The sequence below is a fragment of the Zhihengliuella alba genome (genome assembly GCF_039538765.1).
GTDB classification, from domain to species: Bacteria; Actinomycetota; Actinomycetes; order Actinomycetales; family Micrococcaceae; genus Zhihengliuella; species Zhihengliuella alba.
Map to the genome: position 1 here is coordinate 341,662 of NZ_BAABCJ010000005.1, position 18,836 is coordinate 360,497.

Consider the following 18,836-nt stretch of genomic DNA (forward strand, 5'->3'; position numbering starts at 1 on the left):
TAACTATTCGGCGACGGCTCTGGAGGGGCTCCTGCGTGCATGCCACACTGCGCAGAGAGGGCCCCACGGCCACAGCCACGCCGAGCGGAGGATGCCATGGCCGGCATCGAGGAACGGACGGACCGCCCCGGGCCGGCCCGTGCCCGGCGGCTGGGCGCCGTCCTCGCCGCGGCGGTGGCCGGAGGCTTGGTGGTCGCGGCCTGCGCCGGACCGGACGCATCCGAGGCGAGCCCGGAGACACGGCCGACGGCGTCGTCCTCCGTCCCCGCGGTCCCGGAACCACCGGACGCCAGCGCCTGGCCGCGCGTCGACCACGGTTTCCTGAGCTTCCCGCAGCCTCCTGGGTGGACCGTGGCGGAGCAACCGGGTGCGCCGGTCGGCGAGCTGCGGGACGAGACGGGCGAGGCGGTTGCCTACCTCTCCACCGAGCCCTTCGCCGCGGACACGGGGGACATGGTCCGCTACGGTCATGTGCAGGAGATGCTCCGCATCCCCGTCGACACGGGCGCTGACCAGGAGCAGGTGCTGCTCGGATTCGTCGCCGGGCCGAGCGCGGAGCCGGGCGTCGGACGGGGGCTCGCGCTGCGCCTGCTCTCTCCGGAGGCGGCGGATCGGCTCGTCGAGACGGGCGAGCAGTCGCTGAGATTCGATCTGGCCGGCGACGAGCAGGGCGTCTTCTTCAGCGCGGACGGATTCGTCCGCCTCGACGGCGAGGCCGTGGCGGCCCCGGACGACGAGCAGATCGCCCGATTCATGGAGACCGATCGCTTTCGCCGGCTCGTCGCCGTGATGGCCGGCGTCCGGCGGTGACCGGAGGCGGGGCCAGCACCACCAGCACGCGGCAGAGCACGGGCAGCGCACAGGAGGGCATCATGTCGATCAACACCACGCCGATCAGCACTACGCAGACCAGCATTGCGCAGGACATCAGTACCCGGGGCAGCACCGCTCCGCGCGGGGCAGTCCAGGGCAGTGCGGTCCGGCTGCGGGCACCGAGGCGGGCCTCCGCGGCAGTCGGAGCACTGGCGCTCCTGCTCGCCACCGCGGCCTGCGGCGCGGAGGAGCCCATCGACGCCGGGCCGACCGCATCCGACTCGCCAGCCACCACCCCGCCGAGTGACGCCGCGTCCAGCGACGCGACGGCCAGCGACGCTCCAGCGAGCCGGACGCCCGCGGAGGAGACCTCGACGCCGCCGATCGACACGACGGAGTGGGCCACCGCGGACAACGGGCTGTTCACGTTCCAGCATCCGCAGGACTGGACGTTCCGGCCGGACGGGGATTCCATCGGGTACGAGCTGGCCGACTCGCAGGGCGAGACGGTCGCGTACGTCTCCGAGGGGCAGTTCCGGGGCGACTCGGACACCGGTGGAGAGCTGTGGTCCGCCGAGGAAGTCGCCCGGGAGACGCTCTCGACCAACGCCTCGGAGGAGCAAGTCATTTTGACGAGCGTGAAGCAGCGCAGCGATGAGGGCGCGGACGACGCCGAGCGGGAGCTCATGGTGCAGATCCTGGAGCCGGCGAACGTCGAGACGGTGCTCGGCGACACCGGCGGCCAGCCGTTCTGGTTCCGGACCAATGACGAGACGGCGGCCATCTTCATGACGGACGACGATCTGCTGGAGCTCGAGGGCGTCAACGCTCAGGCGGACGAGCGGCGGATCACCCAGTTCCTGGAGTCGGAGGAGTACCGGACGATCCTGGAGGTCATGCGCTCCGTCGAGGTGAGATAGACAGGCAAGAGTTTCGCAGACAATTCACGCGGGAGGGACTATGCTTTCGCCTTAATAAAAACTTGAGAGTTGGGGGAAATCGTTGGGGGCTCAATCGGAGCACTCCGGCACGTCTGTCGTGCCGTCGAGTCGAAGCAAGAAGCGTTTGATTTTTTGGATCATCGCGATCGTCCTGGTCCTGTTGCTGCTGATGGTCGCACCGGCGGCTCTTTTCTTCCTCGCGTTTGTCGCCGTCATCCTGGCGATTATCGCCCTGGTCAAGGGGGATCTCCGCTGGGCCCGGATTCCGCATCGAAAGGGAGCCCTGGCGGCGCTCGGGGCGGCCTTCGTCGTCTTCTGCGCTGCCGGAATCGAAATGGGGCGCGGTGCGGAGTCCGTGAGCATCGCCAGTGCGGGCCTGTCGAATGAGGCATCGGAACTCGCCGGGTCTCTGGAGAGTCACATCGGCGCTGCCTGCGAGAGCGACGACCTCTACATGGAGCAGGGCGAGCAGAGGGCGTACTGCGACGAAGATTCCGGTCACGGCCTCGTCTGGGTGAGTTCGGCACAGCATGAGGTCCTGCTCGCTGAAGCCGAGAAGGCCGCGGAGGAGGAACGGAAGGCTGCCGAGGCCGAGGCGGAAGCAGCTCGCCAAGCGGCCGAAGAAGCGCGTATCGCGGAGGAAGCCCGCATCGCCGAGGAGGAGCGGAAAGCGGCCGAGGCCGCCGAGGCGTCGAAGGCGGCCGAGGAGGCGCGTATCGCGGAGGAAGCCCGTATCGCCGAGGAGCAGCGGAAAGCGGCCGAGGCCGAAGCGGCTGAGGCTGCACGCAAGGCCGAGCAGGAGGCCGAAGCACAGCGGCTCGCGCAGGAAGAGGCGCGGAAGAAAGCACCGGCCGCCCCGGCTGCGCCGAAGGAACCCGCTGCACCGGCCGCCCCGAAGGCGCCCGCAGCGACCTTCTACAAGAACTGCACGGCCGTCAAGGCCGCCGGAGCTGCTCCCATCTATGCGGGTGAGCCCGGATACTCGAGGAAGTTGGACCGCGACGGTGACGGGATCGGTTGCGAGAGCTGACGTCCGCACTCAGCACGTGGCGGGTTGGAGGCAGCGTGCTGCTGGCGGTCCTGTTGACGGGCTGCGCTCCCGCAGTCTCCGCTGGCGAACCGCTCATCGTCCTGAGCGAGGCGGCTTCGCCGACGCCTCTCGTGGCGCTGCGGGAGAAGCCGACACCGCCGGCCGCGTCGAGAAACGACGACGACGCTGCAGAGGGCGTGGACTCGTCCGGCCAGCCAGCCGCCTCCGGATCCTCGCCCGGGCAGAGTCGCATCCTCCGGGAGGAGATCCTCGGCGTGCTCGGCCGTCTCGAGGTGAAGGGGCGAGCGCCTCAGACCGGGTACGATCGCGATCTCTTCGGCAACGGGTGGAAGGACCCCGATCGGAACGGTTGCGACGCGCGCAACGACACGCTCAAGCGCGACCTCACCGCCATCGAGGTCAAGCCCGCGACGGGGGGATGCGTGGTGCTGTCGGGCCTGCTCGAGGATCCGTTCACCGGGAACGACGTTGCCTTCCTGCGAGGCCAAGAGACGAGCGCGGACGTCCAGATCGACCATCTGGTGGCGTTGTCCGATGCCTGGCAGAAGGGCGCCCAGCAGCTCGACCCGGAGACCCGCGAACTGTTCGCGAACGACCCTCTGAACCTGCTGGCCGTCGACGGAGCTCAGAACATGTCCAAGGGCGACGGCGACGCCGCTACCTGGCTGCCTCCCAACAAGGCCTTCAGATGCGACTACGTAGCGCGCCAGGTCCAGGTGAAGGAGAAGTACCGGCTCTGGGTGACTCCGGCGGAGCGGGACGCCATCACCGCGGTGGCCGACGCCTGCTGATCCTTCGCCGGGTGCTCTGAGCCCCCCAACCGCCCAGACCACCCGGCCCTGCCGAACCGTCAGTGCTGGCTACCCCAGCACCTCGGGCAAGTCCGCCGGTTCCTCGCCCAGGACGTGCTGGGCGAGGTATCCGAGCACCACCTGGTACCAGACCTTCGCATGCTGCGGGGTCAGGATCCAGTGGTTCTCGTCCGGGAAGTACAGGAAGCGGTGCGGTGTGGAGCCGTCCTCGGCCTGCGGCAGGCCGGACTTGGAGAGCAGCTCGTACCAGAGCCGCAGCCCCTCGCCGATCGGGACGCGGTAGTCCTTGTCCCCGTGGATGACCAGCATCGGCGTGCGGATCCGGTCCACGTAGCGGTGCGGGGAGTACGTCTCCTGCATCTCCTCGCTCATCTCGCGGGCCCAGTAGTAGGAGGCGTCCGTCGTCGGACCGAATCCGTCCAGAGCCCACAGGCTCGCGTGGGTGACGATCGCCTTGAAGCGGTCGGTCTGCCCGGCGACCCAGTTGGACATGTAGCCGCCGAAGGAGCCGCCCATCGCGGCCGTCCGCGTCGCGTCGATCTCCTCGCGGGCCTCGACCGCGTCCGTGATCGCCATCAGATCGGTGAACGGCGCGTCGCCCCAGGTGCCCCAGCCGCGGTCGATGAACGACTGCCCGTAGCCCGTGGACAGGGCGGGATCCGGCAGCAGCACGGCGTACCCCTGCGCCACCGCCACCCAAGGGGTCCAGCGCCAGCTCCACTGGTTCCACGAGGAGACCGGCCCGCCGTGGATCCAGAGCAGCAGGGGCGCAGGCGACTCGGCGGAGGCGGTCTCGGGCAGGGCCAGCCAGGCGCGCACCCGGGCGCCGTCGTCCGCCGTCGTCTCCACCTCGGTCAACCGGCCCGGCAGCTCCGGGCGCTCCACCGGCGAGATCAGCCGGGTCACCGGCACGGAGCCGCCGTCCCCGAGCGAGCCGAGGCCCGTCAGGTCCAGCCGCACCGGCTCGGCCGGGTACTCGTAGCTGGCGCGCAGCGCGTAGGCGGCGGACCCGTCCGGGGCCACCACCACCTCGGAGAACGCGCCCTCGTCGGTCAGCCTGAGCACCCGGCCCGTGCCGGCATCCAGATGGAACACCGGGCTGCGGCCGTCCTCGTCGGCGGTCACCAGCAGTCCGCTGCCGTCCGGCAGCCACACGGCCCCGGTGGCCCAGCGGTCCCAGCCGGAGGCCAGGTCCCGCTGGTCGCCCGATTCGAGGTCCAGCAGGTGCAGCTCGGGCCGCGCGGACCGCTCCGGCGTGGAGCGGATCCAGCGCTCGAAGAGCAGCTGCCGGCTGTCCGGGCTGATCCGCACCGGCTCGTACTCGTACTCCTCGTCCGAGGCCAGCAGGGTGGTCCGCTCGCCGGTGGCCAGGTCCACGCGCACCACGTCGGTGCGCTGGCTCCCGCGGCCCTCCGGCACCATCCACGCGGAGACGAGGAAGGTGCCGTTCGGGGCCAGGTCCCAGGCCGTCTCGCCCAGGTGCCGGCCGGCGTCGGGGGTGATGTCGCGGAGCACGGCGCGCTCGTCGGCCGTGCTGTCGTCGGCGTGTTCGGCCACATAGAGGCGCGGCACGTCGGGGCCGAGGTCGTGGTCCCAGAAGCGCACGGGGTAGCCGTCGTGCAGGATCGCGTTGACCTTGCGGTCCTTGCGCTGCTTCCGGCCCTCCTTTTCGGCGTCCAGATCCGCGGCGCGGGGCAGGGCGGACGCCTGCACGACGACGGTGCTCGCCGGGGCGGCCGGCGTCGCCTCGCCCGTGCCTTCCGGCGAGCCGGTGCCGACGGCGGTGCCCTGGGCGGCGTTGGTCAGCACCGCCCCGATGCCGCCGGGGTGCTCGGCGACCCGGTACGCCTCGCCGCCCCAGGCGGGGAGGCGCCAGAGGGAGGGCGCGTCGTCGTCATCGCCCTGCGGGCGGGAGGCCACGAACAGGAGATCCCCGTCGAGGGTGAAGCGCGCCTGGGACTCGCCGCGGTTGTCCTTCACATGCTGGGCACCGCGGGTCAGGCGGCGAGCGGGGTGCTTCCCGTCCGGGTCGATCTCCCAGAGGCCGGTCACGTACCGGGTGGACTCGGCGTCGAGCTCGCTGACGCCGGTGACGAGCCGGCGGCCGTCGGGGGAGAGGGCCAGGCCGCCGAGCCGGCGGAGACCGATGAACCGGTCCAGGTCGTGGAACGGCGTTCGGGCGGAGGCGTCGGGGGCCGTCTGCTCGGCAGCAGCGGTGCCCGACGATTTCTGAAACGAGTCTTGAGAGTGTGCCACGCGACACATCCTGTCACTACCCGCTGCGACTTTCCAGAGGCGGGCGCATTTTGACGCTCAGGACGCTCAGGACGCTCAGGACACTCGGGACGGTCCGGCGGAGTCGCGGCGGCCCGCGCGACGGCGGCGGGCGGCCCGCCGTGGGGACCGCCGCCGTCGTCCTCCCTCCGCACCCGCCGTCCGGCGGGCGGAGCGTGCGGCTCAGGCCGCCAGCACCGCGGACTCCAGCCGCGCGTAGCTGGTCTCCATGCCGTCGACCATGCCGGTGGCCACCGCCATCTCCCGAGCCTCGCGGTCCGGGTAGACGATCACCAGCGTCAGCAGCGTCCCGTCCTCCACCGGGGTCAGCGTCATCTCGTTGCGGGTGACGCCGGCCATCTGCGCCGCGTCCGGGATCCCCTCCGCCCCGACCATCTGCTCCGTGCTGACCAGCCGGTACGGGGCGTGGGCCTCCAGCACCTCGCCGGCGAAGCCGAAGCGCTGGGCGCCGTCGTCGGACGCCCACTCGTAGCGGTAGGAGCTGCCGGGCTCCACGCTCGTCTCGCAGACGGGCATGGTCCAGCCGTCCGGGCCGAGCATCCAGCGGGAGACCAGGGCGGGGTCCTCGTGTGCACGCCAGACCTGCTCCACGCTGCCCCGGATCACGCGGGTGACGCGCAGCCGGGTGTCGTCGAGCGGCTCGGCCGCCGTGACCCCGCCGGCGGCGAAGGCCTGCAGGTCGGCGACGACGTCGTCGATCTGGCCCATGGCCTGCCGCATGCCCTCCTCCATGCCCATGGCGCTGAGCTGCTCCAGCTCGGCGGCGGAGGCGAAGAAGGACGTGGTGGTCATGCGCGAGCCCGTCTCCGTGGGCTCGAAGGAGAACTCCATCCGGATCTGCGGCATGTCCCGGTTCGGTTCTCCGTCCTCGCCCAGGAATCCGTCCAGGACGGAGAAGGACGACGGCGCCTCCACGCTGAGCCACTCCCAGTAGCCGCCGGGAGTATCGCCCTCGGGGCCGGTCATGAAGTAGGTGGTCAGGCCGCCCGGGTAGGCGTCGTGGCGGGTGAACGTGGCCGGATAGCTGGGCGGTCCCCAGAACTTCTCCAGCTGGCGCGGGTCCATGTACGCGTCCCAGAGGCGGCGCACCGGGACGGGGAATTCGGCCGTCACCGTGAGGGTGAGGGCGTCGGTGTCCTTGTCGACTGCGGTGATGGGCATGGTTCTGACCTTCCTGCGTTGGTTGGATATGCCGTGCGGCTATCCGGTGGTGGGCGGGTCCTCGGCGAAGAGGTCATCCATGCGGCCGATGCGGCCGCGCCAAATCTCCTCGAACCCGCGGAGGAGATCCTGGATGCGTTCGATGCGCTCCGGGGCGCCGCGGACGACGCGTTCGCGTCCGCGGGCCTCCTTCACGACGAGTCCTGCGGCCTCGAGCGCCGTGACGTGCTTCTGGACGGCGGCGAAACTCATGTCATAGTCGCCCGCGAGCTCAGAGATCGTCGCCTCCGAGGAGAGCGTGCGGCGGACGATGTCCCGGCGGGTGGCGTCCGCCAGGGCCCGGAAGATCCGGTCCACCTCGGCCTCGCTGAGCTCGGCCGTCATCGGCGCGGCACTGCGCGGCTCGATGCTGCCCGACTCGACGTTGCCCGGCTCGATGCTGCCCGACTCGACACTGCCGGGCTCGGCGGTGGTGCGTGCCTGGTATCCGGTGATCATGGCGTCTCCCGCTGCTCGTTCCGGCGCTGCACTGGGTCGCGGCGCCTCGTCGGCTAACATGCAACCAACTGGTTGTATGTTAGGCACGTCACGGCGCGTTGCACAAGGGTGCTCGGGAAGAAATCTGCCAGCGTCCGCTGCGGGCTACTCCGTCGCTGCTGCGTCCGGTGCGGCCGTGCCGGGCCGTGCCGTGAGTCCCTCCGCCAGTGAGCTCAGAGTCCGGAGCTGTTTGCGCATCATGATCAGATCGCCCCAGGCCAGCAGGTAGCGGCGCGGCCGCCCCAGTACGCGGCCGGCCGGGGGCATCGAGAGATCGCCGCGCAGCAGGACGCGGCCGCGGCCGGTCGGGATGATCGCGTACCGCACCGCGATGGCGCCGAAGAGGCGGGTGGGCCAGCCCGGCTTCATCGAGATCGTCAGCGACCGGTTCGGTTCGAACCCGGCGAGTTCGAAGATCGTCATGACGTCCTGGCCGATCTCGAGGTTCGTGGCCGAGGGGTCGGGCGTGCGCGGGCTGCGCCTCCCGAAATTGTCAATCCAGTCGTAGCTGTACGGGGCGCGCCGGAGCTGGCACAGCCAGAGGAACAATGTCTCCGGGTCGGCACCTGTGGCGACCGCCCGGGTGGCCAGGCGACGCTGCGCTCCGGCGCGGCTGTCGGGGCTCTCCGGGGTCTCGGCCCCGAAAGTGCTGCCCCACGCCCACGGAAGCCCGCTGAAGAACAGTGCCACCACGCCGGCCTCCCTGGTCGAATACTAGAGAACGCTCTCTAGTGGGATAGGCCGATCCTAGCTCTCACAGCACTCCGGGGGAAGAGTAGACAGATCTGTATAGTTGGATCGATCTGCCGAGGAGGAATGCCGGTGACGAAGGCCAGCGCGCGGAGCCGCTTGCTCGCGGCCGCCCGCGAGAAGTTCTACGCGGACGGGATCGCCGCCACCGGCGTCGACGGGATCGTGGAGTCCGCCGGGGTGGCGAAGATGAGCCTCTACAACAACTTCGGCTCCAAGGCCGAGCTGGTCGTGGCCTACCTCGAGGCCCGCCACCAGGAGTGGCTGGACCTCTACAGCGCACGGCTCGAGGGGGCCGAGACCTCGTTGGATGGTGTCCTCGCAGTGGTCGACGCGTACATCGATGACGCTCATGCCGCCCATGCGCGGGGATTCCGCGGGTGCGGGCTCCTGAATGCGGCGGCCGAACTCCCGGCAGGGGACCCTGGGCGAAGGCTCGTCGCGAAGCACAAGGCGGACGTCGAGGAGCTGATCCGCGGGCACCTGTCTCGGATGGCCGGTGAGAAGGCCTCCCGCGACGGGGCCGAGGAGATCTCGTTCGTCCTCGAGGGCGCCATGGCGCGCGCCGGCCTGGAGGGCAGCGACCGTCGGTTGCGAACGGCGCGGGAGATCATCGCCCGCATCGTGGGGCACCTGTGAGCCAGGGCGCCCGCTCGGGCGTGATGCTGCTCGTCGTGACGTCCGTCCTGTGGGGGACGACCGGGACCGCCGCGAGCTTCGCCCAGGGAGTGTCGCCGCTCGCCATCGGCGCCGTCTCCCTCGGGGTGGGCGGCCTGCTGCAGGGGGCGATCGCCCTCGGGGCGATCCGTGCCGCGCGCCAGGCCCTGCGCGCCCACCGGAGGACCGTGATCGTCGGCGCACTCGGTGTCGCCGTCTACCCGCTGGCCTTCTACAGCTCCATGGACCTCGGCGGGGTGGCGCTCGGCACGGTGATCTCCCTGGGGTCGGCGCCGATAGCGTCCGGGGTGCTGGAGCGCGTCGTCGACGGGGTCCGGCTGACGTCGCGCTGGTGGTGTGCCGCCGTGTTGGGCATCGCCGGGTGCGCCCTGCTGGGATCCGCCGAGGCCGCTCAATCGGGTCAGGCGGGTGGGATCTCCGTGGCCAGTAGCGTGGCTCTGGGCCTGCTCGCCGGGGCCAGCTACGCGGCATACTCCTGGTCGGCCGGCCGGCTGATGTCGGCCGGGCTGCCGCGCCGGGCAGCGATGGGATCGGTCTTCGCGGCCGGGGGACTGTTGTTGCTGCCGGTCCTGCTGGCCCTCGGGGCGCCCCTGCTCGCAACTACACAGAATGTACTGGTGGCCACGTATCTGGCACTGATCCCGATGTTCGTCGGCTACGTTCTCTTCGGGGTGGCCCTCAGCCGCGTCCCCGCCAGTACCGCCACAACGGTGACGCTCCTCGAGCCGGCCGTGGCGGCGATGCTCGCCGTGTTGGTGGTCGGCGAGCACGTCACGATCCCCGGATGGGTCGGCATGGCGCTCATCGCCGCTGGCCTGCTGGTCCTGGTGGCTGTGCCGCATCGGGCGGCCCCGCCGCCGAGGCCCGCCCGTTCTTCCGGGCCTCACGTAGTCTGACAGCCGGACAGGGGGCTGACATGGACGGGATCGGGATGCCGGGCACTGGCCTTCGGCGACGCCTCCTTCTCTCCAACGGTGCCGATATCGCCGGGCGGTCCCTCGCGGACTATGTGATCGACGTCGTCGCAGTCACGACTCTCGGTGCCACGGCGTTGCAGATGGGCATCCTCAACCTGTTGCAGACCTTGCCGATGATGCTCCTTGCCGTGCCGATCGGCGTGTTGATCGACAGGCGTCCGACGATCGGCCCGCTCGTGGGATCCCAATTCCTGCGTGCCGTGCTCGTCGGCGGCCTGGTGGCCGTCACTGCTGCAGGTCAGCTCTCGCTGGCCTGGGTCGCCGGATTCGTCCTGCTCTCGGGACTCTTGGCAACGTTGGCAGAGACCGGTCAGGCCAAGGCGGTGTCTCGCATCGCTGGGGCCGGAGCGTCGGGCAGAACCTACGGGGTCCTCCAGGCGACCGATTCGGCCGCAGGCATCGTCGTACCTGCGGCGGCGGGGATTCTCCTGATGGAGGCAGGCGCGCCCACGATGCTGGCTGGCTCGGCAGCGCTGGCCGTACTCGGCGGGTTCTCCCTGCTCAGCCGGTCGTGGCCTGCCGCCCCCTCGATTCCGGAAGATCCCGGACGTCGTTCCCTTCGCGCCGAAGCGGTGTCGTTCCTCCACGAGGCGGGGGACGGGTGGGTCTTGGTCTGGGGGAGCCGGCGATTGCGCTATCTGACGGTCGCGTCCTTCCTGCTCGGGGCGGGACTGGCGGCATATTCGGCGGTCGAATCGATCTATGTCCTGCGGGATCTAGCCGTCGCCGTCGGACATTTCGGTCTGATGGTCTCGTCCGGTGCGGCGGGCGGGTTGATCGGCAGCGTGGTTTCCGGCGGGTTCGTGCGGCGCTTCGGTCGGGTCCGGCTGACCCGGATGACCTTCATCCTGACCATGCTGAGCGCCCTCCTGCTCTTCGTCCCCCTCATCGCACCGGAGATCGCGGTTCCGATTCTGGCCGCTCAATTCTTCTTCTGGGGAGTGTTCGTGGTGGCGAACAACGTCCAGGTCGCCGCGCTGGTCATGCAGACCGTGCCCGAGGATGCGATCGGTCGGGTCATCGCAACCCGCCGCACGGTCACCATGGTCTCCATCCTGGTCGGCAGTCTCCTCGGTGGAAGCCTCGGCGGTGCGGTAGGCACCGTCTGGGTACTCGTGCTCTTCCTGGGTTTGCTCATCGGCGCGGCCGTCTTCTCGTTTCGAGTGGATTGAGGCCGTCCCGGAGGTCAATTCCCGGAAAGCGTGTGAGTTGAGCCGGCCGGATCAGCGAGCGGCCCGAGCTAGTGAGCCGGTGACCTAGGTTTCGTCCTTGAGTCCGATTCGGGCGAGCCCGGCGCCGTCGACATCGGTTAACGCGATGGTCGTCTCGAGGAGTCCGGGGAGCCTCTGGTCAAGGCGACTCGTCGAAGCTAGGGCACGCGTCTGGGATACCGGACTCCGACGTCGTCGACCCCGTTGTTGCGGCGCGTCCCGCGCGGTTCCATGGAAGGGTGCGACGGTGATGCGGCGCACAACGGAGTGCCCGCCCCGTCGCCGTCCCCTTCCGAACCCGCCCCGCGAACCGGGCCCCAGCCCCGAAAGCGCCTCATGACCTCCTCGCTCTCCTCTTCGACCTCGCCGCCGGCCACGCGCCCCGGCGACATCGCCCGCTTCGCGCTCTACAGCGCCATCGGACTCCTCGTCTTCTTCGTCCCCGTCACGCTCGGCGGGACCAGCACTATCCTGCTGGACCACGCAGTGAGCTGGCTGCGCGAGCACGGCGCCGGCGTGGTGCCCTACTACGCCCTGCTGGTCATCCTCGCCGGAACGGTGGCGCCCTTCGTCACGGGAGCCTGGCGCGCCTCGCGGCTGAAGGCCGTGTTCGCGTTCCTGAACATCGTCGGCCTGACAGTCGGCATCGCCATGGTCGCCGGCGTCGGCCCGGCCTGGCTCATGGACGCGCAGATGGGCCCGTTCCTCTTCAACGCACTGGTGATCCCCGTGGGCCTGATCGTGCCGATCGGCGCGATCTTCCTCGCCATGCTCGTGGGCTACGGCCTGATGGAGTTCCTGGGCGTCTTCCTCCAGCCCGTCATGCGCCCGCTGTGGCGCACGCCGGGGCGTTCGGCGATCGACGCCGTCGCGTCCTTCGTCGGCAGCTACTCGCTGGCGCTGCTGATCACCAACCGCGTGTACCACCGCGGCCGCTACACCGGCCGCGAGGCGGCCATCATCGCCACCGGCTTCTCGACCGTCTCCGCCAGCTTCATGGTGATCGTCGCCAAGACCCTGGGTCTGATGGACCACTGGCTCCTGTACTTCCTGACCGCCCTGGTGGTCACCTTCGCCGTCACCGCAATCTCGGTGCGCATCCCGCCCCTCAGTCGCATCCCGGACGTCCCGTACCCGGGCGTCGAGCACGTGCCGGAGCTCAAGCCCACCGGCAACCGCTTCGCCTACGCGTGGCGCGAGGCGCTGACCACCCTGCGCGAGGCACCGTCGCTGCCGCGCAACGTCGCCGTCAACGTCCTCGACGGCCTGAAGATGGCGATGGCCATCCTGCCCTCGATCCTCTCGGTCGGGCTGATCGGCCTGGTGCTCGCGCGCTACACGCCGATCTTCGACTGGGTCGGCTACGTGTTCGCCCCCTTCGCGTGGGTGGTCGGGCTGGAGGATCCGCTGCTGGTGGGCAAGGCGTCGGCGACGGGCATCGCCGAGATGTTCCTGCCGGCCACGCTCGCCGCCGACCACGCCTCGCTCGAGCTGCGCATGGTGGTAGGGATCGTCTGCGTCGCCGCGATCATCTTCTTCTCGGCCCTGGTGCCCTGCATTCTGGCCACGGACATCCCGCTACCGCTGTGGACCATGGTGGTCATCTGGTTCGAGCGCGTCGCCCTGACCATCCTGATCGCGACGCCGGTGGTCCGCCTGCTGTTATAGCGGCCGTCCCCGGCTGCCACCCCTCGCGACGGCGTGATCCAATCGCCGTCGATTCGTGGCCGAATCGAGCCCCGCCGGGGCTACCGTGCCGGCGTCCCCGGTGGTTCGCTTGCACTATGGATGCCACCTGGATGCTCGGGGCCGTCCGCGGTCGGCGGACCACCAGCCGGACGGTGACCGCAGGCCTGGCGGTGGCCGCCGTCGTTCTCCTCGGCGCGTGCAGTGCTGACCCGGATGACGGCGACGGCACCGTCTCGCCGTCCCCCACGCCGACGCAGACGTCGGCGGCGCCCACCACGGCGGGTTCGCCCTCGGGAACACCCGGCACGACGGCGACAGCCCCGCCGAGCGCGACGCCAAGCTCCGGCGCCCCGGCCGCTTCGTTGCCGGCCGAGGAGGCAGCGACGGTGGTCTACCCGGCTCCGGGGGCCAGCGAATACGGCGATCCGGAGGCGGCCGCGAGCGGATTCGCGTCCGACTACGCCGGCTTCGAGAACCCTACGCTCTCCGACTTCATGCAGGGGGACAGCCGGTCGGGCGAGTTCGAGGTCACGCCGGCGGATGGCCGGCTCGTGACCACGGTGCTCGTCCGGCAGCTCTCCGACGACGCCTGGTACGTCATCGGGTCGTCCACCCGGGACATCCAGGTGGACGAACCCGTGGCCGGTGCCAGGAGCGCCTCGCCGCTGGGCGTGAGCGGGAACGCCCTGGCGTTCGAGGGCAACGTGCTGGTGCAGGTCCGCGGCCCCGACGGCACGGTGCTGGGCCAGGCGCCCGTCACCGGCAGCGGGGGACCGGACCCCGGGCCCTTCGCCGGCGAGATCCCCTTCACCGACCCGGGATCGGGGCATGGCGCGGCGCTGTTCCTGACGCACAGCGCGCGCGACGGCAGCCTGGAGCAGGTCGTCGCGGTGCCCGTGACCTTCGGTGGCTAGTTCAGTGGTTAGAGGGGGGGCCGATTCGGGCCTCGGCGCATTGACGCTGCCGGTTCGTCGAAAGATCCGACCCGACGACGACGGCGGGGCCTCGGCACCTGCCGGGACCCCGCCGTCGTACTCCTGCCGTCCTACTCCTGCTCGGTGACTCGTCTCAGTTGGCGACCGTGAAGCGGCGGTTCTCGTTCTTGGGCTCCTCGAGTTCGTCGAGGACGGCAACCGCGAAGTCCTGGGTGGAGATCGAGTCGCCCACCGGGTTGTTCACGCCGACCTTGTACTCGCCGGTCCGCTCGCCCGGGGCGATGACCGGTGCCGGTGCCAGCATCGTCCAGTTCACGCCCGAGGAGTCCTCGTAGTAGCTCAGGATCTCCGCGAAGCTGTCCGCCTCCGACTTGTACTCCGGCGGGAAGCCCTCGGTCTCGCGCAGCTGTCCGCCGCCGGGGAGTTCGAGTGCGCCCGCGCCGCCCACCACGAAGACCCGTGCCGGGACCAGCGTCTCCGCGATCTCCTCGTGCGCGGCCCGGATGGGGCCGTGGTCGCTGCCGTCGCGCGGGGTCGGCACGGAGATCATGACGACGTCGTGGCCCTGGGCGAGCTCGCGGTACGCGGCGACGTCCGTCAGCTCCGCCTGCGCCGAGGCCGCCCCGGGGACCTCGGCACCCGAGCGGGACACCGCGGTGACCTCGTGCCCCCGGGTCAGCGCCTCGGCGACGATCTGGCTGCCGACCATGCCGGTGGCTCCGTACACTGCGATCTTCATGTGGATCCTTGTCCTGGGTGTCCGCAGGCGGGCCGTGCCGCCTGCGGGATCGAATGATTGCGACTACGGTAACCATCGAGCGCGCCATTCGATTCCGAGGAGCTCAACATGACGCAAAGCGGTCCCGCCGAGCCCTCGCAGCAGGACGGGCTCCCGACCCTGGACGGCGACGCCGCCACCGCGGTGCTCCTGCGCGACGGCGACGCCGGGCTGGAGGTCCTCCTGCTCGAGCGCCTGGGGAGCAGCCGCACGTTCGCCGGGGCCTGGGTCTTCCCGGGCGGGTTCGTGGACCCGGAGGACTACGTCGGCCTGGAGGGCTTGGAGGGATCCGCCGACCCCGAGCTGGCGGCGCTCGCCGACGGCGCGCGGAACCGGACCGTTCCGGATCTGCCCGTCGACGCCGTCCCCGCGGCCCTGATCCGGGCTGCGCGCCGGGCCGCCGTCCGCGAGACCGCGGAGGAGACCGGCCTGGTCATCGACGAGGCGGCGCTGGTGCCGACGTCCTGCTGGGTGCCGCCCCGGCAGCAGGCCCGGCGCATGCGCGCCTGGTACTTCCTCGCGCCGCTGCCGGGGGAGGGGAGCGACGCCGTCGTGCTGAGCCCCGGCGAGCACGCCGACTCGGTGTGGATCACCCCGCGGGAGGCGCTCGAGCGCCACGGCGCCGGCACCATGGTGCTGGTCCCGCCGCTCTGGCTGACGCTGCACCTCCTCGGCGGGTATGCCACGGTGGGCGCCGCCGTCGCCGGGCTGGCCGCCGATCCGCCCGTGCAGTACCGCAGCCAGATGGTCCAGAAGGGCGGCCGGAAGTACGTGGTGTGGGCGGGCGACGCGGCGTGGATCGACGAGCATCCCGCCGAACCCGACGCCGAGGCGGACGCGGCGGCCGGCATGGATCTGGAACTCGTGGAGCCGAATCGCCGCTTCCGGCTCGACGTGACGGAGCCGCCCTGGACGCTCGACCAGCACTGATCTGAGATCGCCCCGGCGTGAGACCGCCCGCCCGCTGGCGGTAACGTCACCGTCCTGAACTAGGATGCACTCGGTGCTCTATTCGTTGGAGGTAGTCCCGCGAGGTGGGGCGCGAATAGCAGTGATTCAGGGGGGGTACTGGCATGTCCGGTCGGACCGTCGCGATGGTCGGAGGGCTCACGCTGTTGTTCATGCTCCTGGGCTCGGCTCTCTCGGTGTACAACACCAAGCAGGAAGCGATCACGCTGGAGGGCAACAAGCTCTACTCGACAGCGAGCATCCGCGTCACCGGAAACCCCCGGGAGATCGTCCGGAAGGCGCGCACGCTGGGCCCCGAGACGCGAATCTACGTCCAGCTGCCCGGCGAGGCAAGGGTGCGGAATCTGCTGGTCGACGACCCGACCGGGTTGAATCTGCCTCTTCATGAGGGGCGGTCCTTCTGGGCGGGCGAGGAGAAGGCGGCGATTGTCGGGGCGGCAATTCCTGTCGTCGACCGGGACGGACGGGAGTACTTCGAGTACGACGGCGAGATCTACGAAGTCATCGGGCGTCTCGGAGCGGGCCCCGACAGTCTGCTGGCAGCAGATGTACTCCTGAGTGACCCGGCGCGGGCATTCGACGGATCCGGTCCGATCGTCGTCGACCGCGTCGACGCCTACGCGCGGTATGTCGAGAACTTCGGGAGTCAGGGCGTCGCCCGGATGAACGAGGACACGAACCGGCGCACCAACGTCGACTTCGTCTCGCCGCTGTTGCTCGGACTGGGGACCGCCATCGTGACCGCAGGGGCAGTGTTCACGGGGATGCTCGCTGCGTCCTTGCTCCAGCGTCGACACCATGTCCTCCACCTGCTCGGCCATCGGCGCCTTCCAGTTCTGGTGCGGTCCGTCGGGCAGCTCGGGTTGGTCGCGGTGATGGCGGGCCTCCCCGCGTTCGCTGCGGCCGTTCTCGCCGGAGACCCGATGGTCTCCGGCGCCAGCGTCCTCGGCGTCGAGGCGCTGGTGGCCTCCGCAGTTGTCGTCAGTTTCCTGACGGCCGCCCACCTCCGGAGGCCGGTGGCGCCGTGGAGCTAGTGTTCGACCTGCGCCGGAACTGGCTCATTCTGACCTGCAAGGCGCTGACCTGGGCCCTGCTGGCGGTGACGGTCTTCAATATCGCCTCCTTCGCGCAGTCGACCGACACCGCGATCAACCGAAGCTTCTCGGCCGAAGCCGAAACCAACATGTACCAGCTCGTCGATCGACTGGCCGACCCTGAGGACTTCTACGAATTCAGGCAGTCCCGGACCAATCTGGAACAGCTGGGAGCCTTCTACGACGAGCTCAACGAGGCCGACGAGTTCGACCTCCTGTCCGTCTTCGACCAGCCGGTTCCTGTCCGAGATTTTCGGGGGAACGAGACTTTCGACGCCGGATACGGAACAGAAGGGAGCGTCGGCGGGCCCTATACGGACGAGGTCGGGCGCCGGGTGCAGGATGTCAAGGCGGTCCAGCTGAATCAGAAGGCCTTTGACTTCTACAGGCTCGCCGTCTCCGAAGGGACTCCGCCGGACTGGGGCGATGTGGACTACTCCGACGGCGCCGTGCCCGTCCTGCTGGGGAGCAGCTACGCCGGAGTGTACGAGGTGGGCGACGTCATCGACGGCAACTTCTACACGCTGCCGATGCGGATGCAGGTGACCGGAATCCTCGAGGAGGAAGCGTCCCTCTATTACCAGGGGGAGATGAACTTCTATCTCGACCACCATCTGCTGATCCCGTATCCCCCGTCTGCAGAGCAGTTCGCTGCGCAGGACCAGGTCTTCTACGGCATTCTCTATTTCGCCATGGTCAATGCCGACATCGCCGTGCCGCGAGGCCTCAGCACCGACCAGGTGCTGGGGGAACTGGCAGAGGCGTCGGACCACAGTGGCTTCGAGCATTACGCGGTGGCCAACCTCCCCGACTACCTACTCCAGTTCTCCCTGGTGAAATCCATCATCCAGGACAACCTGGCCCTCGTGCAGGGGATCGGAGTCCTCCTGTGCCTCGGCGTGCTGGTGGCCAGCGGCTTCGCGAACGCCCAGCTGCTCCGGCGTCGGCAGGCAAAGGCCCTCGCTTTTTGGCGGCTCGGCTACAGCCGCGGTGCAATCCGGAGGATGCTGCTGCTCACGGCCCTCGTCCAGTACGCAGCGGCTACGGCGGGCACAGCGGTCGGACTCAGCCTTCTGCCACAGGCCAGTCCGGCCGGCCTCTGGTCCGCGGCCGGCGTGCTGGTTCTCCTGGTTTCTGTCGATGCCGCCCACGAGAGCCACCTCCTTCGACGACTCATCGACCACACCTCCGGAAGGATGGACACCTGATGCTCCAGCTCGACTCTCTCTCCAAGACCGTCCGCGAACCGAACGGCCAGCAGCGGCGACTCTTCGATGCGCTCCACATGACGATGGCGGATCATGATCGCTCGATCGCCATCCTGGGGCGCAGCGGCTCCGGCAAGAGTACGCTGCTGCGAATCCTGGCCGGGCTGGACGGCGCCTATACGGGGTCCTATTTCCACGCCGGCGAGCTGGTGCCCCAGCGTGAGCAGGCATCGGCGGACTTCAGAATGAGACACATCGGCTACGTGACCCAGAGCTACGATCTGCTCGAGGATCGAAACGTGCTGCACAACGTCCGGCTCGGGGTCGGCCCGGGAGAGGACGCGGAGGAACGCGCCTCGGAGTGCCTGGCGGCCGTGCAGCTGGAAGGCTTCGAGCGAAAGCCGGTCCGGCATCTCTCGGGCGGCGAGGCCCAGCGCGTGGCCATCGCTAGAGCCCTCGCGAAACGTCCCGACGTCGTGCTCGCCGACGAACCGACCGGCGCACTCGACGAGCGCACCGAACGCAGCATTCTGGACCTCTTCGCCGACCTGCAGCGCCAAGGGAGGCGGTTCATCATCGCGACTCACAGCGAGACGGTCGCCCGCGCCTGCGACCGTCGTCTGGTGCTGGCCGACGGGCGACTGGTGGAGCGCGGCTGACCCGCTCCGGCTAGTGGCTGTGCCCCGGCACTGAGCCCAGGGTCGGGTGGGGCGGCACCGTCGATGCTCGCCACCCGGAACTGGACGTCGTGCACGTGGAAGTTGTGCGGGAAGGGATTGGTGCTGCGCACCTCCCATACCTCCGTGGAGCCGACCCGGACCACGTCGTCCACGCGCACCATGTCCATCGGCCGTCCGTTGATGCACCGGTCGGTGAGCGTGAAGAACCGCTGCTCGACGGCGTCGTCCTCGCGTGGAGCCATGCGGGCGCGGATGGT

At 69.8% G+C, this 18,836-nt stretch carries 19 protein-coding genes; 13 read left to right on the plus strand and 6 right to left on the minus strand.

Annotated features, from left to right (window positions below):
- Positions 1–96: 96 nt before the first annotated feature.
- The 4 genes from ABD784_RS11130 to ABD784_RS11145 all read left to right on the plus strand — a co-directional run bounded on the left by ABD784_RS11130 (position 97) and on the right by ABD784_RS11145 (position 3,596).
- On the plus strand, positions 97–810 hold the full coding sequence (locus ABD784_RS11130) for a hypothetical protein (protein WP_344884385.1): 714 nt from the start codon (positions 97–99) through the stop codon (positions 808–810).
- A gap of 62 nt (positions 811–872) precedes the next feature.
- A complete protein-coding gene (locus tag ABD784_RS11135) occupies positions 873–1,733 on the plus strand; it encodes a hypothetical protein (protein ID WP_344884387.1) in 861 nt (286 codons plus the stop codon).
- A 145-nt stretch (positions 1,734–1,878) separates the two neighbouring features.
- Entirely contained in the window at positions 1,879–2,784 is a 906-nt protein-coding gene (locus tag ABD784_RS11140; RefSeq protein ID WP_344884389.1) for an excalibur calcium-binding domain-containing protein, read from the plus strand.
- Between the two features lie 35 nt (positions 2,785–2,819).
- The gene (locus ABD784_RS11145; RefSeq protein ID WP_344884392.1) at positions 2,820–3,596 is read left to right on the plus strand and encodes an HNH endonuclease family protein; all 777 of its coding nucleotides are present in this window, start codon (positions 2,820–2,822) and stop codon (positions 3,594–3,596) included.
- Positions 3,597–3,665: 69 nt separating this feature from the next.
- On the opposite strand, the gene ABD784_RS11150 is transcribed toward ABD784_RS11145, so the two are convergent.
- The 4 genes from ABD784_RS11150 to ABD784_RS11165 form a co-directional block, all read right to left on the minus strand.
- Positions 3,666–5,873, minus strand: coding sequence for a S9 family peptidase (locus ABD784_RS11150; protein WP_344884395.1), 2,208 nt, complete (start codon positions 5,871–5,873; stop codon positions 3,666–3,668).
- Between the two features lie 201 nt (positions 5,874–6,074).
- On the minus strand, positions 6,075–7,073 hold the full coding sequence (locus ABD784_RS11155; RefSeq protein ID WP_344884398.1) for an SRPBCC family protein: 999 nt from the start codon (positions 7,071–7,073) through the stop codon (positions 6,075–6,077).
- Positions 7,074–7,112: 39 nt separating this feature from the next.
- A complete protein-coding gene (locus ABD784_RS11160) occupies positions 7,113–7,571 on the minus strand; it encodes an ArsR/SmtB family transcription factor (RefSeq protein ID WP_344884401.1) in 459 nt (152 codons plus the stop codon).
- A 144-nt stretch (positions 7,572–7,715) separates the two neighbouring features.
- The gene (locus ABD784_RS11165) at positions 7,716–8,300 is read right to left on the minus strand and encodes an SRPBCC family protein (RefSeq protein WP_344884404.1); all 585 of its coding nucleotides are present in this window, start codon (positions 8,298–8,300) and stop codon (positions 7,716–7,718) included.
- A gap of 126 nt (positions 8,301–8,426) precedes the next feature.
- Here ABD784_RS11165 and ABD784_RS11170 point away from each other — a divergent pair, with 126 nt between their 5' ends.
- From ABD784_RS11170 to ABD784_RS11190, 5 genes are all read left to right on the plus strand, one after another.
- Positions 8,427–8,999 carry a TetR/AcrR family transcriptional regulator gene (locus ABD784_RS11170; protein WP_344884407.1) on the plus strand — a complete coding sequence of 191 codons (573 nt, stop codon included), beginning with the start codon at positions 8,427–8,429 and terminating at the stop codon, positions 8,997–8,999.
- Positions 8,996–9,934, plus strand: a complete 939-nt coding sequence (locus ABD784_RS11175) for a DMT family transporter (RefSeq protein ID WP_344884410.1) — start codon at positions 8,996–8,998, stop codon at positions 9,932–9,934. The genes ABD784_RS11170 and ABD784_RS11175 overlap by 4 nt, the downstream gene beginning before the upstream one ends.
- A gap of 20 nt (positions 9,935–9,954) precedes the next feature.
- The gene (locus ABD784_RS11180) at positions 9,955–11,187 is read left to right on the plus strand and encodes an MFS transporter (RefSeq protein ID WP_344884413.1); all 1,233 of its coding nucleotides are present in this window, start codon (positions 9,955–9,957) and stop codon (positions 11,185–11,187) included.
- Positions 11,188–11,562: 375 nt separating this feature from the next.
- On the plus strand, positions 11,563–12,894 hold the full coding sequence (locus ABD784_RS11185; RefSeq protein WP_344884416.1) for a YjiH family protein: 1,332 nt from the start codon (positions 11,563–11,565) through the stop codon (positions 12,892–12,894).
- A 116-nt stretch (positions 12,895–13,010) separates the two neighbouring features.
- Positions 13,011–13,829, plus strand: a complete 819-nt coding sequence (locus ABD784_RS11190) for a Gmad2 immunoglobulin-like domain-containing protein (RefSeq protein ID WP_344884419.1) — start codon at positions 13,011–13,013, stop codon at positions 13,827–13,829.
- 154 nt (positions 13,830–13,983) lie between these two features.
- Here the strand turns inward: ABD784_RS11190 and ABD784_RS11195 are convergent, their stop codons facing one another.
- Positions 13,984–14,589: an NAD(P)-dependent oxidoreductase gene (locus ABD784_RS11195; RefSeq protein WP_344884422.1), complete on the minus strand. Its 606-nt coding sequence runs from the start codon at positions 14,587–14,589 to the stop codon at positions 13,984–13,986.
- Positions 14,590–14,697: 108 nt separating this feature from the next.
- On the opposite strand from ABD784_RS11195, the gene ABD784_RS11200 reads away from it, so the two are divergent.
- From ABD784_RS11200 to ABD784_RS11215, 4 genes are all read left to right on the plus strand, one after another.
- Complete coding sequence (locus ABD784_RS11200) at positions 14,698–15,558, plus strand: NUDIX hydrolase (RefSeq protein ID WP_344884425.1); 861 nt, start codon at positions 14,698–14,700, stop codon at positions 15,556–15,558.
- A gap of 143 nt (positions 15,559–15,701) precedes the next feature.
- On the plus strand, positions 15,702–16,631 hold the full coding sequence (locus ABD784_RS11205) for a hypothetical protein (RefSeq protein ID WP_344884428.1): 930 nt from the start codon (positions 15,702–15,704) through the stop codon (positions 16,629–16,631).
- Positions 16,631–17,899 carry a hypothetical protein gene (locus ABD784_RS11210; RefSeq protein ID WP_344884431.1) on the plus strand — a complete coding sequence of 423 codons (1,269 nt, stop codon included), beginning with the start codon at positions 16,631–16,633 and terminating at the stop codon, positions 17,897–17,899. The genes ABD784_RS11205 and ABD784_RS11210 overlap by 1 nt, the downstream gene beginning before the upstream one ends.
- On the plus strand, positions 17,899–18,558 hold the full coding sequence (locus ABD784_RS11215) for an ABC transporter ATP-binding protein (RefSeq protein ID WP_344884434.1): 660 nt from the start codon (positions 17,899–17,901) through the stop codon (positions 18,556–18,558). Before ABD784_RS11210 ends, ABD784_RS11215 begins: the two co-directional genes overlap by 1 nt.
- Here ABD784_RS11215 and ABD784_RS11220 read toward each other — a convergent pair.
- Positions 18,483–18,821, minus strand: a complete 339-nt coding sequence (locus ABD784_RS11220) for a multicopper oxidase domain-containing protein (protein ID WP_344884436.1) — start codon at positions 18,819–18,821, stop codon at positions 18,483–18,485. The two genes, ABD784_RS11215 and ABD784_RS11220, sit on opposite strands and share 76 nt — an antisense overlap.
- Positions 18,822–18,836: the final 15 nt, after the last annotated feature.